Raw genomic sequence first — 20,081 nt, forward strand, 5'->3', positions numbered from 1 at the left:
CTTTCACGCACAGGAGGATGAGATGAGAATATCGGAAGCCATGCATCCCGGCGCTCGCTGGATCTCTCCCGAAACCGATCTGAAGACGATCGCGCGTATCATGCGCGACGAGGACATCGGCGCGTTGCCGGTCGGCGAAAACGACCGCCTGATCGGCATGGTCACGGACCGCGACATTGCGCTGCGCGCCTTTGCCAACGGGCGGGACCCAGCGTCGATGACGGCGCGGGACGTGATGACGAGGGATATCGTCTATTGCCGCACGGACGAGACGATCGAACATGCCGTCCATCTGATGGAGGCGAAGCAGGTGCGGCGTCTACCGGTGATCGACCAGGACAAGCGCATGGTCGGTATGCTGTCGTTGGGAGACGTCTCCCATGCCGGCAGCCAGCAATTGTCGGGCGAACTCGCCAAGGCCGTCACGGCCCATCACGTCTGACGCGGCGCCTCTAAGAGGGCGCCGCGAGCCGTTTCGTTCGGTTCTGTCAGAACCGGTAGCTGATACCGGTGCCGATCAGCCACGGATCAAGCTTGACCTTGCCGCTGACGGCACCGGCGCCTGGCAGGGTGGCGTTGACCTCAGGCTCGAGGAACAACTTCTTCACGTCGAAGTTCAGGCCCCAGTGGTCGTCGAGCTTGATATCGACGCCCGCCTGCAGTGCCACGCCGAAGGTGTTTTTCAGATTGAAGCTGGAGAAGTCGCCGCGGGGCTTCTCGTTGTAGAACATTGTGTAGTTCACGCCGGCGCCGACATAGGGCTTGATCTCGTCGGTGACGTTGAAGTGATACTGCAGTGTGAGCGTCGGCGGCAGCAGCCAGGCCTTGCCGATCTCGCCGAGGCCGGCGATCGAGCCGCTGCCGCGCGCCGTGTGCGGCGTCGTGCCGAGGATCAGTTCGGCGGCGATATTGTCGGTGAAGAAGTAGGTGATGTCGAGTTCCGGCACGACGGAGTTGCTGACGCCGACCTTTTCGCCGTCGAGTGCACTGCCGTTGAGATAGAGCGTGCCCTTGTCGTCAGGCAGGACAGCGAGCGCGCGGCCACGGATCATCCACGGGCCGGGCTCGCTTGCCAGTGGCATTTCCGGTGCCGCGACCGCGCCCGGCTCGGAGAGATCTGCCGCCGTCGCGAGCGCGAGCGGTGCCGTAAGCGCGGCGAAAAGGACGGCAGATGGCAGAATGGCGCGAGTAGGCATGATTTTCCGGACCCCCAGAAGAAGTTGAACATCGCCGGTCAGGGCGTTCGGCGGCAGGGATTCTGCGGCCGACGGCACTATGCTCAACAGGGCCTCTCAGCGGTTGTCCTGGATCAATGCAGGCGCGAATCATCAAGCCCTTGGGGATAAAGGTGGATTCGGCCAAAGACGCGATATCCGCGCCAATCCCTTGTCAGACGGGCATGCGCGGAATGCTGGCAAGCAGACGCTGCGTATAGGGATGTTGCGGGGCGGCCAAAATGTCGCGGGTCTTGCCGCTTTCGACCACCTTGCCACGCTCCAGGATGACCATTTCCTCGCAGAGGGCAGCGACGACCCCGAGATCGTGCGAGACGAAAACCAGTGTCAGTTTCTCGGCGAGCGTCTTGAACAGCTCGACGATGCGGATGCGGGTGGAAAGGTCGAGCGCGCTGACCGCCTCGTCGGCAAGGACGATCTGCGGGCGGGCGACGATGGCGCGGGCAATAGCGATGCGCTGGCGCTGGCCGCCGGAAAACTCATGCGGGTAGCGGCGGAGTGCATCGGCAGGAAGCCCGACCGCTTCGAGCGCATCGATGACCGCCTGCGTCCGGTCGCCCGGGATCCGCAGCGACCGCAGTGGCTCACCGATGATGTCGATCACCCGCTGGCGCGGGTCGAGAGAGGAATAGGGATCCTGGAAAACTGGCTGCACGGCGCGGCGGTAGCGCTGCATGAAGGCGCTGCTACCGGTATCGAGGATTTCCTCGCCGAAACGAATGGTGCCGCTCGTCGGGCGAATGAGCCCGAGCATCAGTCGCAGCAGCGTCGTCTTGCCCGATCCGGATTCGCCGACCAGACCGACGCTCACCCCCGGTCGCACCGAGAGCGAGACGTTGTCGAGGGTGGTCTGCTGGCGGGAGTAGCCGAAGCTGACGTTTTGAAGATCGAGCATCATGATCCGGTTGCTCCGAGCGCTTCGTCGAACAGGCGGGCGGCCTCGACCAGGGTCTTGGTATAGTCGTGCTGCGGTGTGCCGAAGACCAAGCCGACCAGGCCCTCTTCGACAGCGATGCCGTTTTTCAGCACGATGACGCGCTCGACCACCTGGGATACGACCGGCAGGTCGTGGCTGATGAACAGAAGCGCCATGCCGGTCTCGCGCACCAGCCGGTCAAGCAGTTTCAGGATCTCGGCCTGCGTCGTGACGTCGAGCGCCGTCGTCGGCTCGTCGGCAATCAGCAGCTTCGGGCGGCAGGCGAGCGCCATGGCGATGGCCACGCGCTGGCGCTGGCCACCGGACACTTCGTGCGGGTAGGAATTGATGATGCGGTCCGGCTGAGGCAATGCCACCTTGGCGATCAGGTCGCGGACTTCGCGTTGAACCGCTTCCTTCGTTGCCTTGCCGCCGTCCCGTTCCAGACGTCGGCGAACCGGTTCGGCGATCTGCCGGCCGATCTTCATCAGGGGGTCGAGCGCGGTCAACGGCTCCTGGAAGACGACCGCTGCGGCGACGCCGCGCAGCCGGTTCATCACCCGGTCGGTGGCGCCGACAACCTGTTGCCCGTCAAGCGTGATCGAACCGGTGACAGTGATCGACGGCGGCAGCAGGCCGGTCGCGGCCATCGCCGTCATCGACTTGCCGGAACCGGATTCGCCGATCAGGCCGATGCGTTCACCGGGGCGAATGGCGAAAGAGAGGCCGGACACCAGAGGCTTGTCGCCGGCGCGGATGTCGAGACCCTGGATGTCGAGCAGCGCTGTCATCGCGATCTCCCCCGCGTCGGATCGGCGATATCGCGCAGGCCGTCGGCCAGAAGATTCATGCCGATGACGAGCGCAACGAGGGCGATGCCTGGTGCGATCGCGCCGATCGGCGCCGTATAGACGGTCCCCTGTGCTTCCTGCAGCAGCCGCCCCCACGAGGCATTCGGTGGTGGCGCGCCAAGGCCGAGATAGGAGAGCGACGCTTCGGCAATGACGGCGAGGCCGAATTGCAGGGCAAAATTGACCGACAGTGTCGGCCAGATATTGGGCAGCACGTGGCGGAAGACGACGCCGGCCCAGGAGGTTCCCGATGTGCGCGAGGCGACGATGTAGTCCTGCCTAAGCACGCGCTTGGCGAGGATGCGGGTCAGCCGCGCAACAATCGCCGAGATGGCAAGCCCGAGTGCCAGGATCGCCGACCAGAGGCTGGCACTGTCGCTTGCCGCCACCACCAGCATGGCAAGCAGCAGGGTGGGGAATGCGATCAGGATATCGAGCGTCGCAGCCATCACGTCGTCGGCCAGGCGCGTGGCGAAGGCGGCGACAACGCCGAGGCTGACGCCGATCGCAGCCCCGATCGCAACTGCACCGGTGCCGACCAGCAGAGCGGTACGGGCGCCGATCATCAACTGGGTAAGCAGGTCGCGGCCCAGGCGGTCGGTGCCGAGCCAGTGCAAAAGTGACGGCGCTTCCAGTCGTCCACCCGAGGCGTTCAGCGCATCATAGGGCGTCCAGAAAAGCGTCAGTACCGCGACGGCGACGTTGAGGCCGACGAGGGCAAGGCCGACGGTAAGCGCCAGCGAGCGCCGGCGCTTCGGCGCGGAAACGGCTGTGTCGACGGGGCTCATGCGTTGCCTCCGACGGCGCGTTCGCGCAGACGCGGATCGATCAGCCTTTGGGTGAGATCAGCGGCAAAACCGATGAGCAGCACCAGCAGGGTGGAGATGAACAGCACGCCCTGAACGTTCGGATAGTCACGCTGCTCGATCGCAAGCAGCAGCATCGAGCCAAGGCCCGGCAGGGCAAAGACGCGCTCGACGACGACCGCGCCGAGCAAGGTCGTTGCAAGCTCGATGCCGAGGATGGAGACGATCGGCACGGCGCCGTTGCGGATGCCGTGACGAATAAGTGCCTCGGGGAAGCTGGCGCCGAGGGCACGTGCGGTGCGCAGATAGTCGCTGCCGAGGACATCCTGGGTCGCCGAGCGGACGTAGCGCAGCAGGGACGCGCCCATGACGAGGCCGATCGTCATGACGGGCAATGCAAGCGCATAGAGCACTTGTCCCTCGTTCTGCCAGCCGCGGCGGGGAAAGCCGCCCGAAGGAAACAGCCGGAAGGTGACGGCGAACAGCGTGACCAGCAGAATGCCGACCCAGAAGACGGGGATGGCGATGCCGAGCTGTGAAATAGTCGAGATCAGTCCGCCATACCAGCGATCAGCTTTGACGGCCGAGAGGATGCCGAGTGGAACGGCGATCAGGATGGCAAGCACGAAGCCCATCAGCGCCAGCGGTACGGTCACGGTCAACCGCGCGGCGATTTCCTCGATCACCGGCTTGCCGCTGACGAAGGAGGTGCCGAGATCGAAGCTTGCAAGGCTTCCGGCAAAACGCAGGAACTGCTGCCAGAGCGGCAGGTTCGAACCGACCTGCTCGCGGGCCTTCTCGATCTGCGCAGCATCGGCGCCGACGGAGAGAAGCGCATTGGCGGGGTCACCGGGCAGCAGGCGCAGAAGCACGAACAGCACCACCGCCGCAATCAACAGCGACAGGAGGAGGATGGCAAAGCGGCGGACGAGATAGGTGAGAATGGCTGCATTCCTTTCTTCTCACAGGGTCCCGTGATCAGAGAGCTGGCTTTTGCATCAAAACAGAGGGGGAGGCTAGAGCAAGGGCGACAGTTTAGAACAACTTACATCGAACGGGATGAACGGTCCCGAAAGGGCTGGCGCGAGTGCGAAAACGGCAAGAGCCCCCGGATCGGGTCCAGGGGCTCCTGTCGCCATGGATGGCGGAGCAGTTTCGATTACTGCTCGCTCTTCTTGATGCCGTAGGCGAAGAACTGCGAGTTCAGTCCGTTCACCGGATAGCCTGACACGGCCGAGCTCGAAACGACGATCTGCGGATAGAGGTAGAGCCAGTTGCTGGCTGCGTCCTCGGCGATGATCGTGTTGGCTTCCTTGAGCTTGGCGGTCTGCTCGTCGGTGTTGGCGGCCGCTTCCGACGCCTTGATCAGGTCGACGACCTTGGGATTGTTGTAGCCCCAGTAGAAGTCCGGGTTGCCGTAAAAGACGATGTCGCGGTGGTTGACGTGTTCCTGCAGCGTCGCTTGGAAGTCATGCGCCTTGTAGACCTTGGTGTACCACTCGTTGGCGGTGATCACGTTGATCTCGACCTTGATGTTGACCTTGGCGAGTTCACTCTGGATGAACTGCGCGACGATCGGATGCGGATCGTAGTTCGGCGTGTCGAGCTTGAAAGTGAAGCCATCGGCAAAGCCCGCTTCCTTCAGAAGCGCCTTTGCGCTTTCGACGTCATAGGCGTCGACGGCGGTCAGGTCCACGTACCACGGATCGGTCGGCGGAACGAAGGAGCCGATCAGCGTGCCGTAGTCGCCCCAGATCGAGGTCAGGAGTTTCTTGTCGTCGATGGCGCGGGCGATGGCCTTTCTGACCTTGACGTTGTCGAAAGGCGCGACGCGATCGTTGAAGGCGAGCAGTTCCTTGGTGGTCGACTGGCCGGCGGTGACGGTGAAGTCGGGATTGTCCTTGAACTGGGCGATTGAGTCCGGGCTCTGGACGCTGGTGATGATGTCGACGGCGCCGGTCAGAAGCGCATTGTTGAGCGCGGTCGCGTCGGTGAAATACTGGAAGACGACCTCGCCGTTGGTGGGGGCGGTGCCCCAATACTTGTCGTTGCGGACAAGCGCCAGCGACGAGCCGCGACGCCATTCGTCCAGGCGGTAGGGGCCGGTGCCGTCTTCGCCGGCGTTGAGGTCCTTGGCCGCGTCGTTGACGACCCAGACATAGCTCAGATTGTAGGGCAGCGAGATTGAGCGCGCCGACAGCTTGACGACGACGGTCTGGTCGTCGGGGGTCTCGATCGCACTGATGGTCGCGAGGCTCTTCTTGCGCGAGCTCTTGGATTGCTCGGCCGTCACGCGCTCGATGCTGTACTTGACGTCGGTTGCCGTCAGCGGATCGCCGGAATGGAAGGTCACGCCCGAGCGAAGCTTGAAGGTGTAGGTGAGGCCGTCCTCGCTGACGCTCTGTTCGACCACGAGGCCCGGCTGGACGTCGCCGGCATCGGTCAGTGTGAACAGCGCCTCATAGACATTGCCGTTGAAGGCTTCGTTGATGCCCTGGCCGGCACCGGCGGTGTTGTCGAGGTTCTGCGGCTCATAGAGCGAGCCGATGGTGATCGAGGCGTTGGGGTCGAACTTGGCGTCTTCGGCAAAGACGGCCGTGCTCGACGCAAGAGCCAGTGCCAGCGTGGTGGCTGCCAAGGTTGCGCCGCGCGCCCGGCGGGCCTGTCCCGCGGTCTTGCCAAAGCCGATGATAGTGCCAGTCATGTCCCAAACTCCTGCTTATGCCTGTTGTGCGGATCGCACCGCCGCCCGAATTCTAGCCATCGGACGATTGCCGTGCATCATACTTATTCCCTAGTAATTTAGTGGGAAAATTGATTTCTTTTGTCAGGCGAAGTTGAAATTTGTACCCGCGATTGCGGCGGTTGGGCAGATGCGCATTTCGCTTTTCACCGCGTGGTGTGGACAGAGATATATCAGGCCGGCCCGGATAGGCCCGCCACCCTTTGACAAATTGGCGCGAATTCCTTCCGCTGGCTGTGAATGCCGGGCGTCAGACAGAAATCGATTGTTGTTCGCGTAGGCTTTCCCTCGAAAATTGCAAAATGCAACGAGTCGACAAAAGGATTCGACAGTCGGGAGATTCTGATATATCGGCTGATTAATCGTTTAATCACGCGATAGCGGGAACACTGTCTTGGCGCGTTCCGGACCAAAACTGACGAGGATTGCCAGAACGCTGGGCGTCTCCGCGGCGACGGTTTCCAACGCGCTCTCTGGCAAGGGGCGCGTCTCCGCCGAGATGGTGGAAAAGATCCGCGCGACCGCTGCCGAGCTCGGCTATGTGCCGAGCCAGGCGGGCAGGGCCCTGCGCACCGGCCGCACCGGCGTTCTCGGTCTCGTCCTTCCCGATATCGCCAATCCGCTCTTCCCGCAGATCGCCCAGGCAATCGAGCTCGCCGCTTCGTCGTCGGGCTATGGCGTGCTGATCGCCGACTCCCGCGGCGACGTCTCGACCCAGACCAAGGCGATCGAGCGTCTGATCGATCGCGACGTCGATGGCCTAGTGATCGTGCCCAGGCGCGGCACCCGCATCGCCGATGTCGGCTGTCCGGTCGCCGTCATCGATACGCCCTCGACCCCCGGAAACACGGTTGCCGCCGACCATTGGGGTGGCGGCCAGCAGATCGCCGAGCATCTGAAGGCGCTCGGCCACCGCCGGGTGCTGATCATCGGCAACAATCCCGCCTCGAACGTACAGAACGACCGCGCCGGCGGCATCCGCTCGGTCTTTGCCGAGGGCTGCCATACCGATACGCTCTGGATCGAGCCATTGGAAAAAGCGGCGGGCAAAGGCTGTCCGCTCGGCCTCGCCGATAAGGTGGCCGAAGGCTACACCGCCTTTGCCTGCATCTCCGATCTTCATGCGCTCCGGGCGCTCACCGAATTGCAGCGCGCCGGCATCGATGTGCCGGAAAAGGCAAGCGTCACCGGTTTCGACGACCTGATCTGGTCGCCGGTCATCACGCCGGCGCTGACGACGGCGCGCATGGACATGACCGAGATCGCGGCGGTCGCCGTCGCGGCGCTCGTCAAGGCCATCAGCGAGCGCGACCCGTCCGATCCTGAGATCGGTGCGCCGGTTACGGCGGCGACCTCCAAGGTGCCAATGCATCTGGTCGTCCGGCAATCGGCCGCAGCGCCGCCCGCGTCTCAACCCGTTCATACCACTGTCACCGCAGCCACATCCGTCACCGAAGGAGGACCCCAGCCATGAAGAAGTTCCTGCTTGCCTCGAGCGCGCTCTTGCTCGTCGCCGCCCCTGCGTCTGCCCAGGAAAAGACCCTCACCATTTCCGTCTACGGCTTTGCCCAAGACGCCTTCAAGGAACTGGTCTACACGCCGTTCGAACAGAAGTGCGGCTGCAAGCTCGTCGTCGAGACCGGCAACAGCGTCGAGCGTCTGGCGAAGATGGAAGCCAACAAGGCAAGCCCGGTGGTCGACATGGCCGTCGTGTCGATGGCCGACGCACTTTCGGCCACCCGCGCCGATCTGATCGAGAAGATCGATACCTCGAAGCTTTCGAACTTCAACAAGCTCTATGACCTTGCCAAAGACCCGAACGGCGACGGCATGAGCGTCGGCTACACCTTCTATGCAACCTCGATCGTCTATCGCTCGGACAAGATGGAAGTGAACTCCTGGGCCGATCTTCTCGACGACAAGAACGCCAGCCACGTTGCCTTCCCGAACGTCACCACCAACCAGGGCCCGCCGGCGCTCTACATGGTCGGCGAAGCCATCGGCAAGAACACGCCTGACCTCAAGGAAGCGATCGCCGCCGTCGGCGCCAAGAAGGACGAGATCGTCACCTTCTACGTCAAGTCCTCGCAGCTCGTTCAGCTGATGCAGCAGGAAGAAATCTGGGCCGCCCCGATCGGTCGTTTCTCCTGGGAAGGCTTCACCAAGCTCGGCCTGCCGATCAAGTGGGCAACGCCTAAGGAAGGCCAGACCGGCGGCATGAACGTGATGGTACTGACCAAGGGCGGCAAGAACCAGGATCTCGCACTTCAGTTCATGGACTTCTGGCTTTCGACCGAAGTTCAGACCGCACTTGCCGAAAAGCTGGTCGACAGCCCGGCCAACAAGGATGTGAAGGTGTCGCCCGAGATCGCCGAAAACCTGACCTACGGCGAAGAGACCGTGAAGAATCTCAAGCTGATCCCGTCGGCCGTCGCCCTCGACAACCGCGAAGCGTGGCTGTCGGAGTGGAACGCCCAGGTCGGCCAGTAAGACCAAGCCATTGCGACCTCCACCGGCGGATCGTGATCGCCGGTGGAGACCTGATGCGACGGGCGCGATGAGACGCGCCCAGGAATGCCTTGAAAGGAAGAAGGATGTTCCAGAACCGCGCCGAAGCCCTGGCGCTCGCTCTGCCCGCAGCGGTCTTTGCGGCGATCGTCTTTCTGGCGCCGGTGGTGATCCTGCTGGCGGAAGGCTTTCGCAGCGCAGACAGCTGGTCGCTGTCGGCCTATACGACCTTCTTTTCCGATCCGCTGAACCGCACCGTCTTCCTGCGCACCTTCCGGCTCGGCCTGATGGTTACCGTCGTTTCGGCGGTCATCGGCTATGCCGCGGCCTTTGCGATCGTCAATCTGTCGCCGCGCAACAAGGGACAGATGATCGGCCTTGTCGTGCTGCCGCTGATGATCTCGTCGGTTGCGCGCACCTATGCCTGGATCGTCATCCTCGGCCGCACCGGCATCGTCAACCAGGCGCTCCAGCTCGTCGGCCTTTCGGATGAGCCTATCCGCTTCCTCTTCACCGAGACCGCCGTGTTCATCGGTCTGCTGCAGCTGTTCCTGCCGCTGATGATCCTGTCCTTGATCAGCGCGCTCGAGAACATGCCGAAGGATGCGATCCCGGCCGCCCGCGTTCTCGGCGCCAACTGGTTCCAGGTGTTCTTCAAGGTGATCCTGCCGCTGACCAAGGAAGGCCTTGTGATCGGCGGAACGCTGGTTTTCACCGGTTCGCTCACCGCCTATATCACGCCTGCGATCCTCGGCGGCTCCAAGGTGCTGATGCTTGAAACGCTGCTCTACCAGCGCGTCACCGTCGCCAACGACTTCGTCGCCGCAAGCGTCATCGCCTTCATCCTGATCGTCATGAGCTTTGCCGCCAATCTTCTCCTGAAACGGCTTGCCACTGCGAGGAACAAGCGATGACCCCTCGTATCTTTACTCCGCTCGTCCTCTTCCTGGTGATCGCCTTCCTGATCGGGCCGTTCTTCATCATCGTTGCCGCGTCGCTTTCGGGCGGCGAGACGCTGGCCTTCCCGCCGCAGGGCTTCTCGCTCAAGTGGGTCGCCAAGGTCTTCACGGTCGAGAGCTTCCAGGAGAGCTTCGCGATCTCGATGCTGCTGGCGATCGGCGGCACCGCGGCCGCTCTCGTGCTCGGCGTTCCCGCCTCTTACGCACTGTCGCGCTACAAGCTGCCTTTCGGCGAAACCATCCGCACGATCGTCTCCTTGCCGATCATCGTGCCCGGCATCATCGTCGGCCTGGCACTGCTGCGCTACATCGTCGTGCCCTTCGGCCTCAACATCACGCTGACGCTGTTTCTCGCCCATACCGCGTTGGTCCTGCCCTATGCGGTACGGGTCGTCTCGGCGAGCCTCAACAACCTGCGCTCCGACATCGAGGAGGCAGCCGTGCTGCTCGGCTCGTCGCGCGCCGGCGCTTTCTTCCGCGTGGTGATGCCGAACATCCGCAGCGGCATTCTTGCCGCCTTCATCCTCGGCTTCGTGACGAGCTTCAACCAGGTGCCGGTGTCGCTCTTCCTTTCCGGCCCCGGTGTGCGCACGTTGCCGATCGACATGCTCTCCTACATGGAGATCACCTACGATCCGTCGGTCGCCGCCCTCTCCGCGCTGCTTGCCTTCATGTCCATCGGCATCGTCTTCCTTGCCGAACGCTTCCTGGGATTCTCTCGCTATGTCTGACGCCGCTTTCCTCAGCCTTGAAAAACTGACGCTCGCCTATGGCGACACCGTTGCGGTGAAGGACCTCGACCTTTCGATCCGCAAGGGCGAACTGGTGGCGTTCCTCGGACCGTCCGGTTGCGGCAAGACCACGACGATGCGCTCGATTGCCGGTCTCCTGACGCCCGCTTCCGGTGCAATCAAGCTCGATGGTGCCGACATCACCCGCGTCTCCGCCAACAAGCGTTCCGTCGGTCTCGTCTTCCAGTCCTATGCGTTGTTCCCGCACCTCACGGTTTTCGAGAACGTCGCCTTCGGCCTGCGCCTGAAGAAGCTGCCGGCGGCCGAGATCGAGAGCAAGGTAACGGCCGGGCTGAAGTCGGTCGGGCTTTCCAAGTTCTCGGCCCGCAAGCCGGGCGAGCTTTCGGGCGGCCAGCAGCAGCGCGTGGCGCTGGCGCGTTCCATGGTGATGGAACCGAAGGTGCTGCTTCTCGACGAGCCGCTGTCGAACCTCGATGCTCGCCTGCGCCTCGAAATGCGCACGGAGCTGCAGCGCGTGCAGAAGGAAACCGGCGTCACGATGATCTTCGTCACCCACGATCAGGGCGAAGCCCTGTCGCTGGCGGACCGCATCGTTGTCATGCTGAACGGCGCGATCGAGCAGATCGGCACGCCCGAGGATATCTACAACCGCCCGATCTCGCGCTTCGTCGCCGATTTCGTCGGTTTCGAAAACATCTTTGCCGTCGAAGGCGGCAAGCTGAAGGCCGAAAACGGCCCGATCGATCTTTCCGGATCCCTGCCGCCTGACACGGCAGGGCTTGCGTGGCGTCCGCGCATGGTGACCCTTGGTTCAGGTCCTTTCCAAGGCACCGTGCGCGGAGCCTCTTTCTCCGGCAGCACGCGCGAGTATCTGCTCGACACGCCGCTCGGCGCCATCAAGGCGGAAGAGGACGCAGCGCTTGCAGCCCGTGAAACCGGCTCTGCCATCGCCTTCGACCTGCCGGTCGAGAAGGCCGCGCGCCTCAAGAAGTTCGGGTAAGGTCGAATGGGTGTCTGGATCGATACGGACATGGGGTTCGACGACATCGCCGCCGTGCTTGTCGTCCTTCATGCCGGTGAAGAAATCGACGGAGTTTCGCTCGTCTTCGGCAACACGCCGCTTGACCGGGTGAAGCGCAATGCAGCCAGTGCCGCGCGCGCCTTCGGCTGGGCTTTCCCCATCCACGAAGGCCGTGCCCTTCCGGTGCTCGGCAAGCTCGAAACCGCCGAACGCATTCTCGGCGAAGCCGGCATGCCGACCGCCGGCCTGACGCTGCCGGAGGCTGACGCCTTGCCGGCAAGCGACGCCTTTGCCGCCCTTTGCGCCTGGCTGGAGCCGGAGGGGCCGAAGCGCATTCTGGCACTCGGACCGCTCACCAATCTCGCTGCCCTTTGCCTTGCCCGTCCGGATCTGGCCAGCCGGATCACCGATCTCACCTGGATGGGCGGCGGTGTCACCAGCGGCAACCATACGGCATCTGCAGAGTTCAACGCCTTTGCCGATCCTGAAGCGTTGGCGATCGTGATCGCGCATGGCCTGCCGCTGCGCATGGTCGATCTCGATCTTTGCCGCAAGGTCTTTGCCTACCCCGATGACGTCGCGCCGATCCGCTCGGCCGGCGGCGTCCATGCCGCCCTCATCGCCGATCTGCTTGCCGGCTTCATCTCGATCGGCACCAGCCGTGGCCGGCCCGGCATGGCGATCTATGATCCTTGCGCCGCCGTTGCCTTCGTCAATCCAGGCGCGATCTCGTTTCGTAAGGCGCGCATCGATGTCGAACTCGGCGGGACGCTGACGCGCGGGCGTACCGTCGTCGAAACGCGCGAAAGCCATGCGATCTTCAATGCCGAATATGCTGTCGATGCCCATGTCGAGACGACGCGGGCACAAATCCTGGGCGCCCTGATGAAGGAAGCGCAGAAGTGAGTTTCATAGAGCAGCCTCGGGACTTGATGGATGCGGCGCTCCGCAGCCGGGCAGTGGCCGCAGCGCGTGGTGCCGAGCCGTTCGACGTTCTGATTTCGGGCGGCACGCTCGTCGACGTGGTGACCGGAGAGCTTCGTCCGGCCGATATCGGCCTCGTCGGATCGTTGATCGCAAGCGTCCACGAACCGGGCGCGCGCAGTGACGCAGTAACCGTCGTTGATGCCACCGGCGCTTTCGTTTCGCCCGGCCTGATCGACACGCACATGCACGTCGAAAGCTCCATGGTGACGCCGGCGACCTACGCCAATGCGGTGCTGCCGCGTGGCGTGACGACCGTCGTCTGGGATCCGCATGAGTTCGGCAATGTCAACGGCGTTGCCGGCGTGCGCTGGGCGGCGGACGCCAGTCGCGATCTGCCGCTGCGCACGGTGCTGCTGGCGCCCTCCAGCGTGCCCTCGGCACCCGGCCTTGAATTGGCCGGTGCCGATTTCGACGCTGGTGTGATTGCCGACATTCTGAGTTGGCCGGAAATCGGCGGTATCGCCGAAATGATGAACATGCGCGGCGTCATCGACGGCGAAGCGCGCATCACCGGGATCGTCCAGGCGGGGCTTGCGGCCGGCAAGCCGGTCAACGGCCATGCGCGCAGTCTTGCCGGCTCTGATCTCCAGGCCTTCGTGACGGCTGGCGTCAGCTCCGACCATGAGCTGGTCTCGGGCGACGATCTCTTGGCAAAGCTCCGGGCTGGTCTGTCGATCGAACTGCGCGGCTCGCACGACCACCTGCTGCCGGATTTCGTCAAGACGATCAAGGCTCTGGGCCATCTTCCTCAGACGGTAACGCTCTGCACTGACGACGTCTTCCCCGACGATCTCGCCCATGCCGGCGGCCTCGACGACGTCGTTCGTCGACTGGTGCGCTACGGCCTGCCCGCCGAATGGGCGCTTCGGGCGGCAACGCTGAACGGCGCGGTGCGCCTCGGCCGCCACGATCTCGGGCTCGTGGCGCCGGGCCGCCGGGCGGATATCGTGCTCTTCGGGGATCTTGCTGATTTCCGTGCGCGCACCGTCATTGTCGATGGCAAAGTGATTGCAGATGCCGGACGGATGATCGAGCCGCTGAGCGGTATCGCTTCTCAAGCGCTACTCGGCACGATGAAGATCGCGCCGCTGTCGGAGAACGATTTCCGTATTCCGGCAGATGGCACGAAGGTCCGCGTCGCGACCATCGACCGGCCTCGCTTCACCCAGTGGGGCGAAGCCGTTGCTACGGTCGAGGGCGGCTTCGTCGTCCCGCCTGAGGGCACGACGCTGATCGCCGTCGCGCATCGACATGGGCGCGCCGACAGCCGACCGCGCGTTGGTCTGTTGTCGAGCTGGGGCACCTGGCGCGGCGCCTTTGCGACCACGGTTTCGCATGACAGCCACAACCTCACGGTCTTCGGCGGCAATGCGCAGGATATGGCGATCGCGGCCAATGCGGTGATTGCTGCCGGCGGCGGCATGGCCGTCGCGTCCGGTGGCAAGGTTGACGCGCTCCTGCCGTTGCCGCTTGCCGGGCTGGTTTCCGAGACGCCGCTGGAAGAGGTGGCGGACAGCTTTGCAGCACTCCGCGAAGCGGTCGGCCGCATCGTCGATTGGCAGCCGCCATACCTGGTCTTCAAGGCCTGCTTCGGCGCGACGCTTGCCTGCAATGCCGGCCCGCACCAAACCGATCGCGGCATTGCCGACGTGGCGACGGGCACGGTCATGGAAAGCCCGATCCTCGAGATCCTTGAAGCCTGACATTCAACGGCCGCCCTGCCTGGGCGGCCGTTGAAGTCCGAAGTCACTTCCGTCGAGGCGGGCAGCCTCGCTCTTTAAGCGCTGGCTCTAAATCCTTGAGAACACGGGTTCCCGCGAGCATCTTCGCGGTGCACGCGTTACTCCGCCTGTGCCAGTTCCTGCTCCACCAGGGTCGACCAGAAGGCGGCGCCCGGACCGATCGCTTCGTCGTTGAAATCATAGGCGGTGTTGTGATGCAGCGCGCCGTCGACGGCGGGGCCGTTGCCGAGCCAGACGTAGCAGCCGGGCGCCTCCAGCCCGAAGAAGGCGAAATCGTCGCCGGCGGTCGACGGCGGAAACGCCGTGCGGGTCTTGTCGCCAAAGACGGCGCGAGCGGCTTTCAACGCCCGGGCCGTGGCATCGGCGTCGTTGACGACGGGCGGAATGCGGCGCTCGAATTCGTAATCGACGGAAATCCCGTACATCTCTGCCGTACCGCGCGCGAGACGGCCGATCTCTGTTTCGAGCTGGTCGCGCACTTCGGGCGTATAGGCGCGGGCGGTGCCGCCAATCTCGACGATATCGGGGATGACGTTGAGCGCCTTCGGGTCGCCGGCGCGCACGGAGCAGGCGCTGACGACGGCCGGCTGCAAGGGGTCGACGACGCGGCCGACGATCGACTGCAGCGAGGCAAGGAAGGTGCCTGATGCCGTTACCGGATCGCGGCCGAGATGCGGCTTGGCCCCATGGGTGCCGACGCCGCGGAAGGTGACACGCCAGCTATCGGATGAGGCGAGCTGCGGGCCGGCCACGACGGCCATTTCGTCCGGATCGAGACCGGGCATGTTGTGCAGGCCATAAACGGCGTCGCAGGGGAAGAGCTTAAACAGCTCGTCTTCGACCATGCGCTTGGCGCCGCCGCGGCCTTCCTCGGCCGGCTGGAAGATGAAATGTACGGTGCCGGAGAAATTGCGGGTCTTCGCCAAATGGCGGGCAGCGCCGAGCAGCATTGTCGTGTGGCCGTCATGACCACAGGCATGCATCTTGCCGGCCTCGCGGGATTTGTAGGGACGGTCGGCGATCTCCGGCATGGCGAGCGCATCCATATCGGCGCGAAGGCCGATCGAGCGGGTGCCGTTGCCGACCTGCAGCGTACCGACGACGCCGGTTTTTCCTAGGCCACGATGGACCTTTAGACCCGCATCCTCAAGCCACTTGGCAACGAGGTCGCTGGTGCGGACCTCCTCGAAGCCGAGTTCAGGATGGGCGTGCAGATCGCGACGGAAGTCGGTGAGGAAGGTGAGGTCGTCGGCTATTCCGTCTGGCAGGCGCATCGGCTGGCATTCCCATGTTCATTGCGCGAAGGGGCTTGTGAATTCCGCGTGCTTTGCTTCAGCCGCGGCGCCCTTTCGGTTTGATCGAAGTCGCAAACGGTATAGACGAAAACGGCCGGAACCAGAACAGCAAGCCGGCCTTTTTGATCGCCTTTCATTTCGGGCGAAAGCGCGCAGACGAGGACCGGACCGATGCAGCCCCACGACTTCTGGCAGGAAATCTACCCGCCGAAAAGCTTCGACATTCAGGCAGGTTATCGCGATTTCTTCCCGGCGTCTCTCGGCGATGGCAGGCAGATCCTGTTGCCGATCCGCCCGCTTTCCGACGGCAAGCACGCGCTGGCCTCCATGATCGTCAATCAGGCGAGCTTTGCCGTCGAGGATGCGCTGGCAACGGAACTGGCCGCCAAGCTCGCGCCCTATGAGCCTGAAGTCGTCGCCGGCCTGCCGACGCTCGGCCTCACGCTCGCCTCGGCCGTCGCCCGCAAGCTCGGCCACAGCCGCTACGTGCCGCTCGGGACCTCGAGAAAATTCTGGTATGTCGACGATCTCTCCGTCCCACTTTCCTCGATCACGACGCCCGACCAGAAGAAGCGGCTCTATGTCGATCCGCGCATGCTGCCGTTGCTTGAAGGAAAACGGGTGGCGCTGATCGACGACGTAATTTCCAGCGGTACGTCTATCCTTGCCGGGCTGACGCTGATGGAGACCTGCGGCATCGAGCCGGTCGCGATCGGTGCCGCCATGCTGCAGACCGAGCGCTGGCGCCAGCCGCTCGCCGACCGCGCGCCGCATTGGCCGGAGCGTGTCGTCGAGGTGTTCCGGACGCCGCTGCTGACCCGCAACGAGGACGCCAGCTGGCGAGGGGCTTGATCGAGCGACGGCTGCCACCCAGTCGCCCGAACGTGCCAGCGCTCTTGCCCGAACAAATTCCTTTGCCTCCTGCGACCGCAGCGCGCTAGCCTCGACCCGGCGTTGCGGCAGCGAGGCAATTCATGCGCTTCATCAATCCGATCCCCTTTGTCGGCGACATCGACCGATCTCGGATCTTTTACGAGACAGTACTTGGTCTGACGATCCGCGAGGACTTCGGCGACTTCGTGCTTTTCGAGGGCGGCTTTGCCATCCACGAAGGACGCGCGCTCGAGCGGACGATCTGGCGGCAGGACCTGTCTCCGGGCGAACCCTATGGGCGGAAAAACGTGCTCCTGTACTTCGAGGATGACGATGTAGACGCAGCCTTCGCGCGCATCGCACCGCATGTGGAGTTGATCCATCCGATCGAGCTGCAGGCGTGGGGCCAGCGCGTCTTTCGATTCTACGACCCGGACGGGCATGCAATCGAGATCGGAGAGCCACAGGACTTGGGCGCCGCCGGCACGGCAGCCTAGGGCATGTCAATTGGCGAGGCGACGTCAAAGTTCGGGCACCGCCGCGATCGCGGCGGCGCCCGAACTGTCTCGTGCAAGACCGCCCAGAGGGCGTTGAACGGCTGGGATCGGCTCTTAGTTCGCCGGCCGGACCTGATAATAGACCGTCGATTTCGCGCCGCCTGCCTTGGCGATCGTGTAGACATCGTAGGAGGCTTGCGGATCGTTGCCCATGCCGAGCGAGCCCGAGGGCATGCCGGGAACCGCGATGCCTGCGACATCAGGCTTTTCCGAGAGCAGCTTCCTGACCGCTTCGAGCGGCACATGCCCCTCGATGACATAGCCGTCGATGACGGCGGTATGGCAGCCTTCCATGTCGGCGGGAACCGCAAAGCGCGTCTTGATCGCCGACATGTCGGCCTCGTCGCGCACCTCGACCTTGTAGCCGGCCGCTTCCATCGCGTCCGCCCATAGTTCGCAGCAACCGCATTGCGGATCCTTGTAGACCGCCATGGTTCCGGTTGCCGCGACTGCGCCTGTTGCCAAGAGGGTGATGCCCGCAATCGTGCCTGCAACGAAATGCCTGCGTAACACGTTCATCGAACACTCCTTTCCGTTTCTTCCTGATTTTAAGGATTGTGACGCCCGGGCCGCGCAAAGTCGACCCGGGCGGTTTGCCGCAGTTTACTTGACCTCGGTCACCGTGAGCTTGCCGTTGACCCGATCGGCCACGAATTCGATCGCAGCACCTTCCTTGAGTTTGGCAAGCACCGCGTCGTCGGCGCGGAACACCATGGTCATGGCCGGCATGTCGAGGTTCTTCAGATCCTCATGGTCGATCGTCACCTTCTTGGCCTTGGTGTCGATCTTCTTGACCACGCCCTTGGTGAACTCCGCCGCATAAGCGGGCAGAGCGAAGGTGGCGGAAACGGTGAGCGCGAGCGCTGCAAAGAGGGTACCTACGGTTTTCATGGTTTCATCCTTTCCTGTTTTCTCGGGTTACTTCTTCACGACGTCGAGCGGGCCGTGCATGCCGGCGTCGTAGTGGCCCGGCACCAGGCAGGCGAATTCGAAGGTGCCGTCATTGGTGAAGGTCCAGTAGATGTCTCCGGACTTGCCGGGCTCGAGCCGGATGGCGTTCGGGTCGTCGTGCTCCATGTCCGGGAACTTCTCCATGGTGATCTTGTGTTCCTGGATCGTCGCCTTGTCGTCGAGCACGAATTCATGCGCGAGTTCGCCGGCGTTCTTGATCGCGAAATGGACCGTCTGGCCCTGGCGAACCTTGATGGTCGAGGGCGTGAAGATCATCTTGCCGTCGTCGGTTTCCTTCATGGTGACGCGGATCGTCTGCGTCGACTTCTTGCTGTCGCCGGGCTCGCCGATCGACACCTTGTCGTGGCCACCGGCGTGGCTGCCGCTGGCGAGGGCCTGGGAGGACAGGGCGGAGGCGACAACGAGCGCCAGAGCGAATGCTGATTTCTTCATCGTAATGTTCCTGATGGATTTGAAAGAGTTCATTGCAGTCGGCCGCCCTCTCACGGTTTGGGCGTGAGCACGGTCTTGGCATCCTTGGCCCGCGTCGGTTCCGGCAACGCACCGGTCCATTCCCAGGCCTGTGTTCCCGGCGGGTTTTCGTACCAGCCAGGATCGCTGTAATCGCCGGCGGAGATGCCTTCGCGCACCTTCACCACCGAGAACATGCCGCCCATCTCCAACGCGCCGTGCGGACCCCAGCCGGTCATCATCGGGATCGTGTTGTCGGGGAGCGGCATTTCCATTTCGCCCATGTCGGCCATGCCGGCCGTACCCATGGGCATGTAGTCGGGCTTCACCTTGCGGATCTTTTCCGCGACCGATTTCTTGTCGGCGCCGATGAAGGTCGGGATATCGTGACCCATGGCGTTCATCGTGTGGTGCGACTTGTGGCAATGGATCGCCCAGTCGCCCTCGTACTTCGCGTCGAACTCGTAGGCGCGCATGGCGCCGACGGGGATGTCGATCGACACTTCCGGCCAGCGTGCCTCCGGCCTGACCCAGCCGCCGTCGGTGCAGGTGACCTCGAAGTCGTAACCATGCATGTGGATCGGATGGTTGGTCATGGTGAGGTTGCCGACCCTGACCCGCACCCGGTCGTTCTTGGATACGACCAGCGGGTCGATGTCCGGAAAGATCCGGCTGTTCCAGCACCACATGTTGAAGTCGGTCATTTCCATGATGCGCGGCACATAGGTGCCGGGATCGATGTCATAGGCATTGAGCAGGAACACGAAGTCGCGGTCGACGCGCATGAAGTTCGGATCCTTCGGATGCACCACGAAGAACCCCATCATGCCCATGGCCATCTGCACCATCTCGTCGGCATGGGGGTGGTACATGAAGGTGCCGGACTTCACGAGGTCGAACTCGTAGACATAGGTCTTGCCGGCGGGGATATGCGGCTGCGACAAGCCGCCGACACCGTCCATGCCCGAGGGCAGGATCATGCCGTGCCAATGGATGGTGGTGTGCTCCGGCAGCTTGTTGGTGACGAAAATCCTGACGCGATCGCCCTCGACCGCCTCGATCGTCGGGCCCGGCGACTGGCCGTTGTAGCCCCAGAGATAGGCGGTCATGCCGTCGGCCATCTCGCGTTCGACCGGCTCGGCGACAAGGTGGAACTCCTTGACGCCGTTGTTCACCCGGTGCGGCAGCGTCCAGCCGTTGAGGGTGACGACCGGGTTGTAGTCCGGTCCGCTCGTCGGCGCGAGCGGCTTCTGGGTCGTGGCATTGTCCATGCTTGCCGCTTCGGGCAGCCCGGAGTTGGAGGTTTGCGCCCAGGCGGCGGTCGAAACGAGAGCAGCACCGGCGCCGAGGAAGTTTCTTCTGTTGAACATGATCTGATCCTTTTTGAATTAGGCGGGATGCGTACGGAAAACCG

The 20,081-nt window shown here is 63.5% G+C and carries 21 protein-coding genes; 10 read left to right on the forward strand and 11 right to left on the reverse strand.

What is annotated here, in order from left to right; all coding sequences use genetic code 11:
• The first annotated feature begins 22 nt into the window (after positions 1 to 22).
• Positions 23 to 442, forward strand: a complete 420-nt coding sequence (locus tag L981_RS08215) for a CBS domain-containing protein (protein ID WP_043613745.1) — start codon at positions 23 to 25, stop codon at positions 440 to 442.
• Between the two features lie 46 nt (positions 443 to 488).
• Here L981_RS08215 and L981_RS08220 read toward each other — a convergent pair whose 3' ends face one another.
• The 6 genes from L981_RS08220 to L981_RS08245 form a co-directional block, all read right to left on the reverse strand.
• Positions 489 to 1,196, reverse strand: coding sequence for an OmpW family protein (locus L981_RS08220; protein WP_043613895.1), 708 nt, complete (start codon positions 1,194 to 1,196; stop codon positions 489 to 491).
• 193 nt (positions 1,197 to 1,389) lie between these two features.
• Complete coding sequence (locus L981_RS08225; protein WP_043613747.1) at positions 1,390 to 2,136, reverse strand: ABC transporter ATP-binding protein; 747 nt, start codon at positions 2,134 to 2,136, stop codon at positions 1,390 to 1,392.
• Positions 2,130 to 2,942: an ABC transporter ATP-binding protein gene (locus L981_RS08230; protein WP_043613749.1), complete on the reverse strand. Its 813-nt coding sequence runs from the start codon at positions 2,940 to 2,942 to the stop codon at positions 2,130 to 2,132. The genes L981_RS08225 and L981_RS08230 overlap by 7 nt, the downstream gene beginning before the upstream one ends.
• Positions 2,939 to 3,790, reverse strand: coding sequence for an ABC transporter permease (locus L981_RS08235; RefSeq protein WP_043613751.1), 852 nt, complete (start codon positions 3,788 to 3,790; stop codon positions 2,939 to 2,941). The genes L981_RS08230 and L981_RS08235 overlap by 4 nt, the downstream gene beginning before the upstream one ends.
• A complete protein-coding gene (locus L981_RS08240; RefSeq protein ID WP_052201662.1) occupies positions 3,787 to 4,752 on the reverse strand; it encodes an ABC transporter permease in 966 nt (321 codons plus the stop codon). The genes L981_RS08235 and L981_RS08240 overlap by 4 nt, the downstream gene beginning before the upstream one ends.
• 215 nt (positions 4,753 to 4,967) lie before the next feature.
• The gene (locus tag L981_RS08245; protein WP_043613756.1) at positions 4,968 to 6,512 is read right to left on the reverse strand and encodes an ABC transporter substrate-binding protein; all 1,545 of its coding nucleotides are present in this window, start codon (positions 6,510 to 6,512) and stop codon (positions 4,968 to 4,970) included.
• A gap of 433 nt (positions 6,513 to 6,945) precedes the next feature.
• On the opposite strand from L981_RS08245, the gene L981_RS08250 reads away from it, so the two are divergent.
• The 7 genes from L981_RS08250 to L981_RS08280 all read left to right on the forward strand — a co-directional run bounded on the left by L981_RS08250 (position 6,946) and on the right by L981_RS08280 (position 14,481).
• The gene (locus L981_RS08250; protein ID WP_043613758.1) at positions 6,946 to 8,025 is read left to right on the forward strand and encodes a LacI family DNA-binding transcriptional regulator; all 1,080 of its coding nucleotides are present in this window, start codon (positions 6,946 to 6,948) and stop codon (positions 8,023 to 8,025) included.
• Positions 8,022 to 9,041 (forward strand): PotD/PotF family extracellular solute-binding protein, encoded by a 1,020-nt coding sequence (locus tag L981_RS08255; RefSeq protein WP_043613760.1) that lies wholly within the window; start codon positions 8,022 to 8,024, stop codon positions 9,039 to 9,041. The genes L981_RS08250 and L981_RS08255 overlap by 4 nt, the downstream gene beginning before the upstream one ends.
• Before the next feature lie 104 nt (positions 9,042 to 9,145).
• Positions 9,146 to 9,973, forward strand: coding sequence for an ABC transporter permease (locus tag L981_RS08260; protein WP_043613763.1), 828 nt, complete (start codon positions 9,146 to 9,148; stop codon positions 9,971 to 9,973).
• On the forward strand, positions 9,970 to 10,749 hold the full coding sequence (locus tag L981_RS08265) for an ABC transporter permease (RefSeq protein ID WP_043613765.1): 780 nt from the start codon (positions 9,970 to 9,972) through the stop codon (positions 10,747 to 10,749). The genes L981_RS08260 and L981_RS08265 overlap by 4 nt, the downstream gene beginning before the upstream one ends.
• The gene (locus L981_RS08270; protein WP_043613767.1) at positions 10,742 to 11,770 is read left to right on the forward strand and encodes an ABC transporter ATP-binding protein; all 1,029 of its coding nucleotides are present in this window, start codon (positions 10,742 to 10,744) and stop codon (positions 11,768 to 11,770) included. Before L981_RS08265 ends, L981_RS08270 begins: the two co-directional genes overlap by 8 nt.
• 6 nt (positions 11,771 to 11,776) lie before the next feature.
• Positions 11,777 to 12,697 carry a nucleoside hydrolase gene (locus tag L981_RS08275; RefSeq protein ID WP_043613769.1) on the forward strand — a complete coding sequence of 307 codons (921 nt, stop codon included), beginning with the start codon at positions 11,777 to 11,779 and terminating at the stop codon, positions 12,695 to 12,697.
• 26 nt (positions 12,698 to 12,723) lie between these two features.
• Complete coding sequence (locus L981_RS08280) at positions 12,724 to 14,481, forward strand: adenine deaminase C-terminal domain-containing protein (RefSeq protein ID WP_052201663.1); 1,758 nt, start codon at positions 12,724 to 12,726, stop codon at positions 14,479 to 14,481.
• 137 nt (positions 14,482 to 14,618) lie between these two features.
• On the opposite strand, the gene L981_RS08285 is transcribed toward L981_RS08280, so the two are convergent.
• Positions 14,619 to 15,794 (reverse strand): M20 aminoacylase family protein, encoded by a 1,176-nt coding sequence (locus L981_RS08285; RefSeq protein WP_043613773.1) that lies wholly within the window; start codon positions 15,792 to 15,794, stop codon positions 14,619 to 14,621.
• 156 nt (positions 15,795 to 15,950) lie between these two features.
• Here L981_RS08285 and L981_RS08290 point away from each other — a divergent pair, with 156 nt between their 5' ends.
• On the forward strand, positions 15,951 to 16,667 hold the full coding sequence (locus L981_RS08290; RefSeq protein ID WP_256364278.1) for a phosphoribosyltransferase: 717 nt from the start codon (positions 15,951 to 15,953) through the stop codon (positions 16,665 to 16,667).
• A gap of 122 nt (positions 16,668 to 16,789) precedes the next feature.
• Entirely contained in the window at positions 16,790 to 17,185 is a 396-nt protein-coding gene (locus L981_RS08295; RefSeq protein ID WP_043613777.1) for a VOC family protein, read from the forward strand.
• Between the two features lie 114 nt (positions 17,186 to 17,299).
• Here L981_RS08295 and L981_RS08300 read toward each other — a convergent pair whose 3' ends face one another.
• The 4 genes from L981_RS08300 to L981_RS08315 all read right to left on the reverse strand — a co-directional run bounded on the left by L981_RS08300 (position 17,300) and on the right by L981_RS08315 (position 20,037).
• Positions 17,300 to 17,758, reverse strand: a complete 459-nt coding sequence (locus L981_RS08300; RefSeq protein WP_052201672.1) for a DUF411 domain-containing protein — start codon at positions 17,756 to 17,758, stop codon at positions 17,300 to 17,302.
• 90 nt (positions 17,759 to 17,848) lie between these two features.
• The gene (locus L981_RS08305; RefSeq protein ID WP_043613781.1) at positions 17,849 to 18,136 is read right to left on the reverse strand and encodes a copper-binding protein; all 288 of its coding nucleotides are present in this window, start codon (positions 18,134 to 18,136) and stop codon (positions 17,849 to 17,851) included.
• Between the two features lie 27 nt (positions 18,137 to 18,163).
• The gene (locus tag L981_RS08310) at positions 18,164 to 18,649 is read right to left on the reverse strand and encodes a plastocyanin/azurin family copper-binding protein (protein ID WP_043613783.1); all 486 of its coding nucleotides are present in this window, start codon (positions 18,647 to 18,649) and stop codon (positions 18,164 to 18,166) included.
• 50 nt (positions 18,650 to 18,699) lie between these two features.
• Complete coding sequence (locus tag L981_RS08315; protein WP_043613785.1) at positions 18,700 to 20,037, reverse strand: multicopper oxidase family protein; 1,338 nt, start codon at positions 20,035 to 20,037, stop codon at positions 18,700 to 18,702.
• Between the last annotated feature and the right edge of the window lie 44 nt (positions 20,038 to 20,081).

The organism is Ensifer sp. ZNC0028, from assembly GCF_000799055.1.
Taxonomy (GTDB): Bacteria; Pseudomonadota; Alphaproteobacteria; order Rhizobiales; family Rhizobiaceae; genus Ensifer.

What these genes read in the sequence shown, in the direction of transcription:
- L981_RS08220 (WP_043613895.1), bottom strand. Translation starts at nt 1,196, where the DNA reads ATGCCTACTCGCGCCATTCTGCCATCTGCCGTCCTTTTCGCCGCGCTT.
- L981_RS08265 (WP_043613765.1), top strand. Translation starts at nt 9,970, where the DNA reads ATGACCCCTCGTATCTTTACTCCGCTCGTCCTCTTCCTGGTGATCGCC.
- L981_RS08285 (WP_043613773.1), bottom strand. Translation starts at nt 15,794, where the DNA reads ATGCGCCTGCCAGACGGAATAGCCGACGACCTCACCTTCCTCACCGAC.
- L981_RS08315 (WP_043613785.1), bottom strand. Translation starts at nt 20,037, where the DNA reads ATGTTCAACAGAAGAAACTTCCTCGGCGCCGGTGCTGCTCTCGTTTCG.
- L981_RS08215 (WP_043613745.1), top strand. Translation starts at nt 23, where the DNA reads ATGAGAATATCGGAAGCCATGCATCCCGGCGCTCGCTGGATCTCTCCC.
- L981_RS08255 (WP_043613760.1), top strand. Translation starts at nt 8,022, where the DNA reads ATGAAGAAGTTCCTGCTTGCCTCGAGCGCGCTCTTGCTCGTCGCCGCC.
- L981_RS08245 (WP_043613756.1), bottom strand. Translation starts at nt 6,512, where the DNA reads ATGACTGGCACTATCATCGGCTTTGGCAAGACCGCGGGACAGGCCCGC.
- L981_RS08280 (WP_052201663.1), top strand. Translation starts at nt 12,724, where the DNA reads ATGGATGCGGCGCTCCGCAGCCGGGCAGTGGCCGCAGCGCGTGGTGCC.
- L981_RS08305 (WP_043613781.1), bottom strand. Translation starts at nt 18,136, where the DNA reads ATGAAAACCGTAGGTACCCTCTTTGCAGCGCTCGCGCTCACCGTTTCC.
- L981_RS08235 (WP_043613751.1), bottom strand. Translation starts at nt 3,790, where the DNA reads ATGAGCCCCGTCGACACAGCCGTTTCCGCGCCGAAGCGCCGGCGCTCG.
- L981_RS08260 (WP_043613763.1), top strand. Translation starts at nt 9,146, where the DNA reads ATGTTCCAGAACCGCGCCGAAGCCCTGGCGCTCGCTCTGCCCGCAGCG.
- L981_RS08310 (WP_043613783.1), bottom strand. Translation starts at nt 18,649, where the DNA reads ATGAAGAAATCAGCATTCGCTCTGGCGCTCGTTGTCGCCTCCGCCCTG.
- L981_RS08230 (WP_043613749.1), bottom strand. Translation starts at nt 2,942, where the DNA reads ATGACAGCGCTGCTCGACATCCAGGGTCTCGACATCCGCGCCGGCGAC.
- L981_RS08295 (WP_043613777.1), top strand. Translation starts at nt 16,790, where the DNA reads ATGCGCTTCATCAATCCGATCCCCTTTGTCGGCGACATCGACCGATCT.
- L981_RS08275 (WP_043613769.1), top strand. Translation starts at nt 11,777, where the DNA reads ATGGGTGTCTGGATCGATACGGACATGGGGTTCGACGACATCGCCGCC.
- L981_RS08270 (WP_043613767.1), top strand. Translation starts at nt 10,742, where the DNA reads ATGTCTGACGCCGCTTTCCTCAGCCTTGAAAAACTGACGCTCGCCTAT.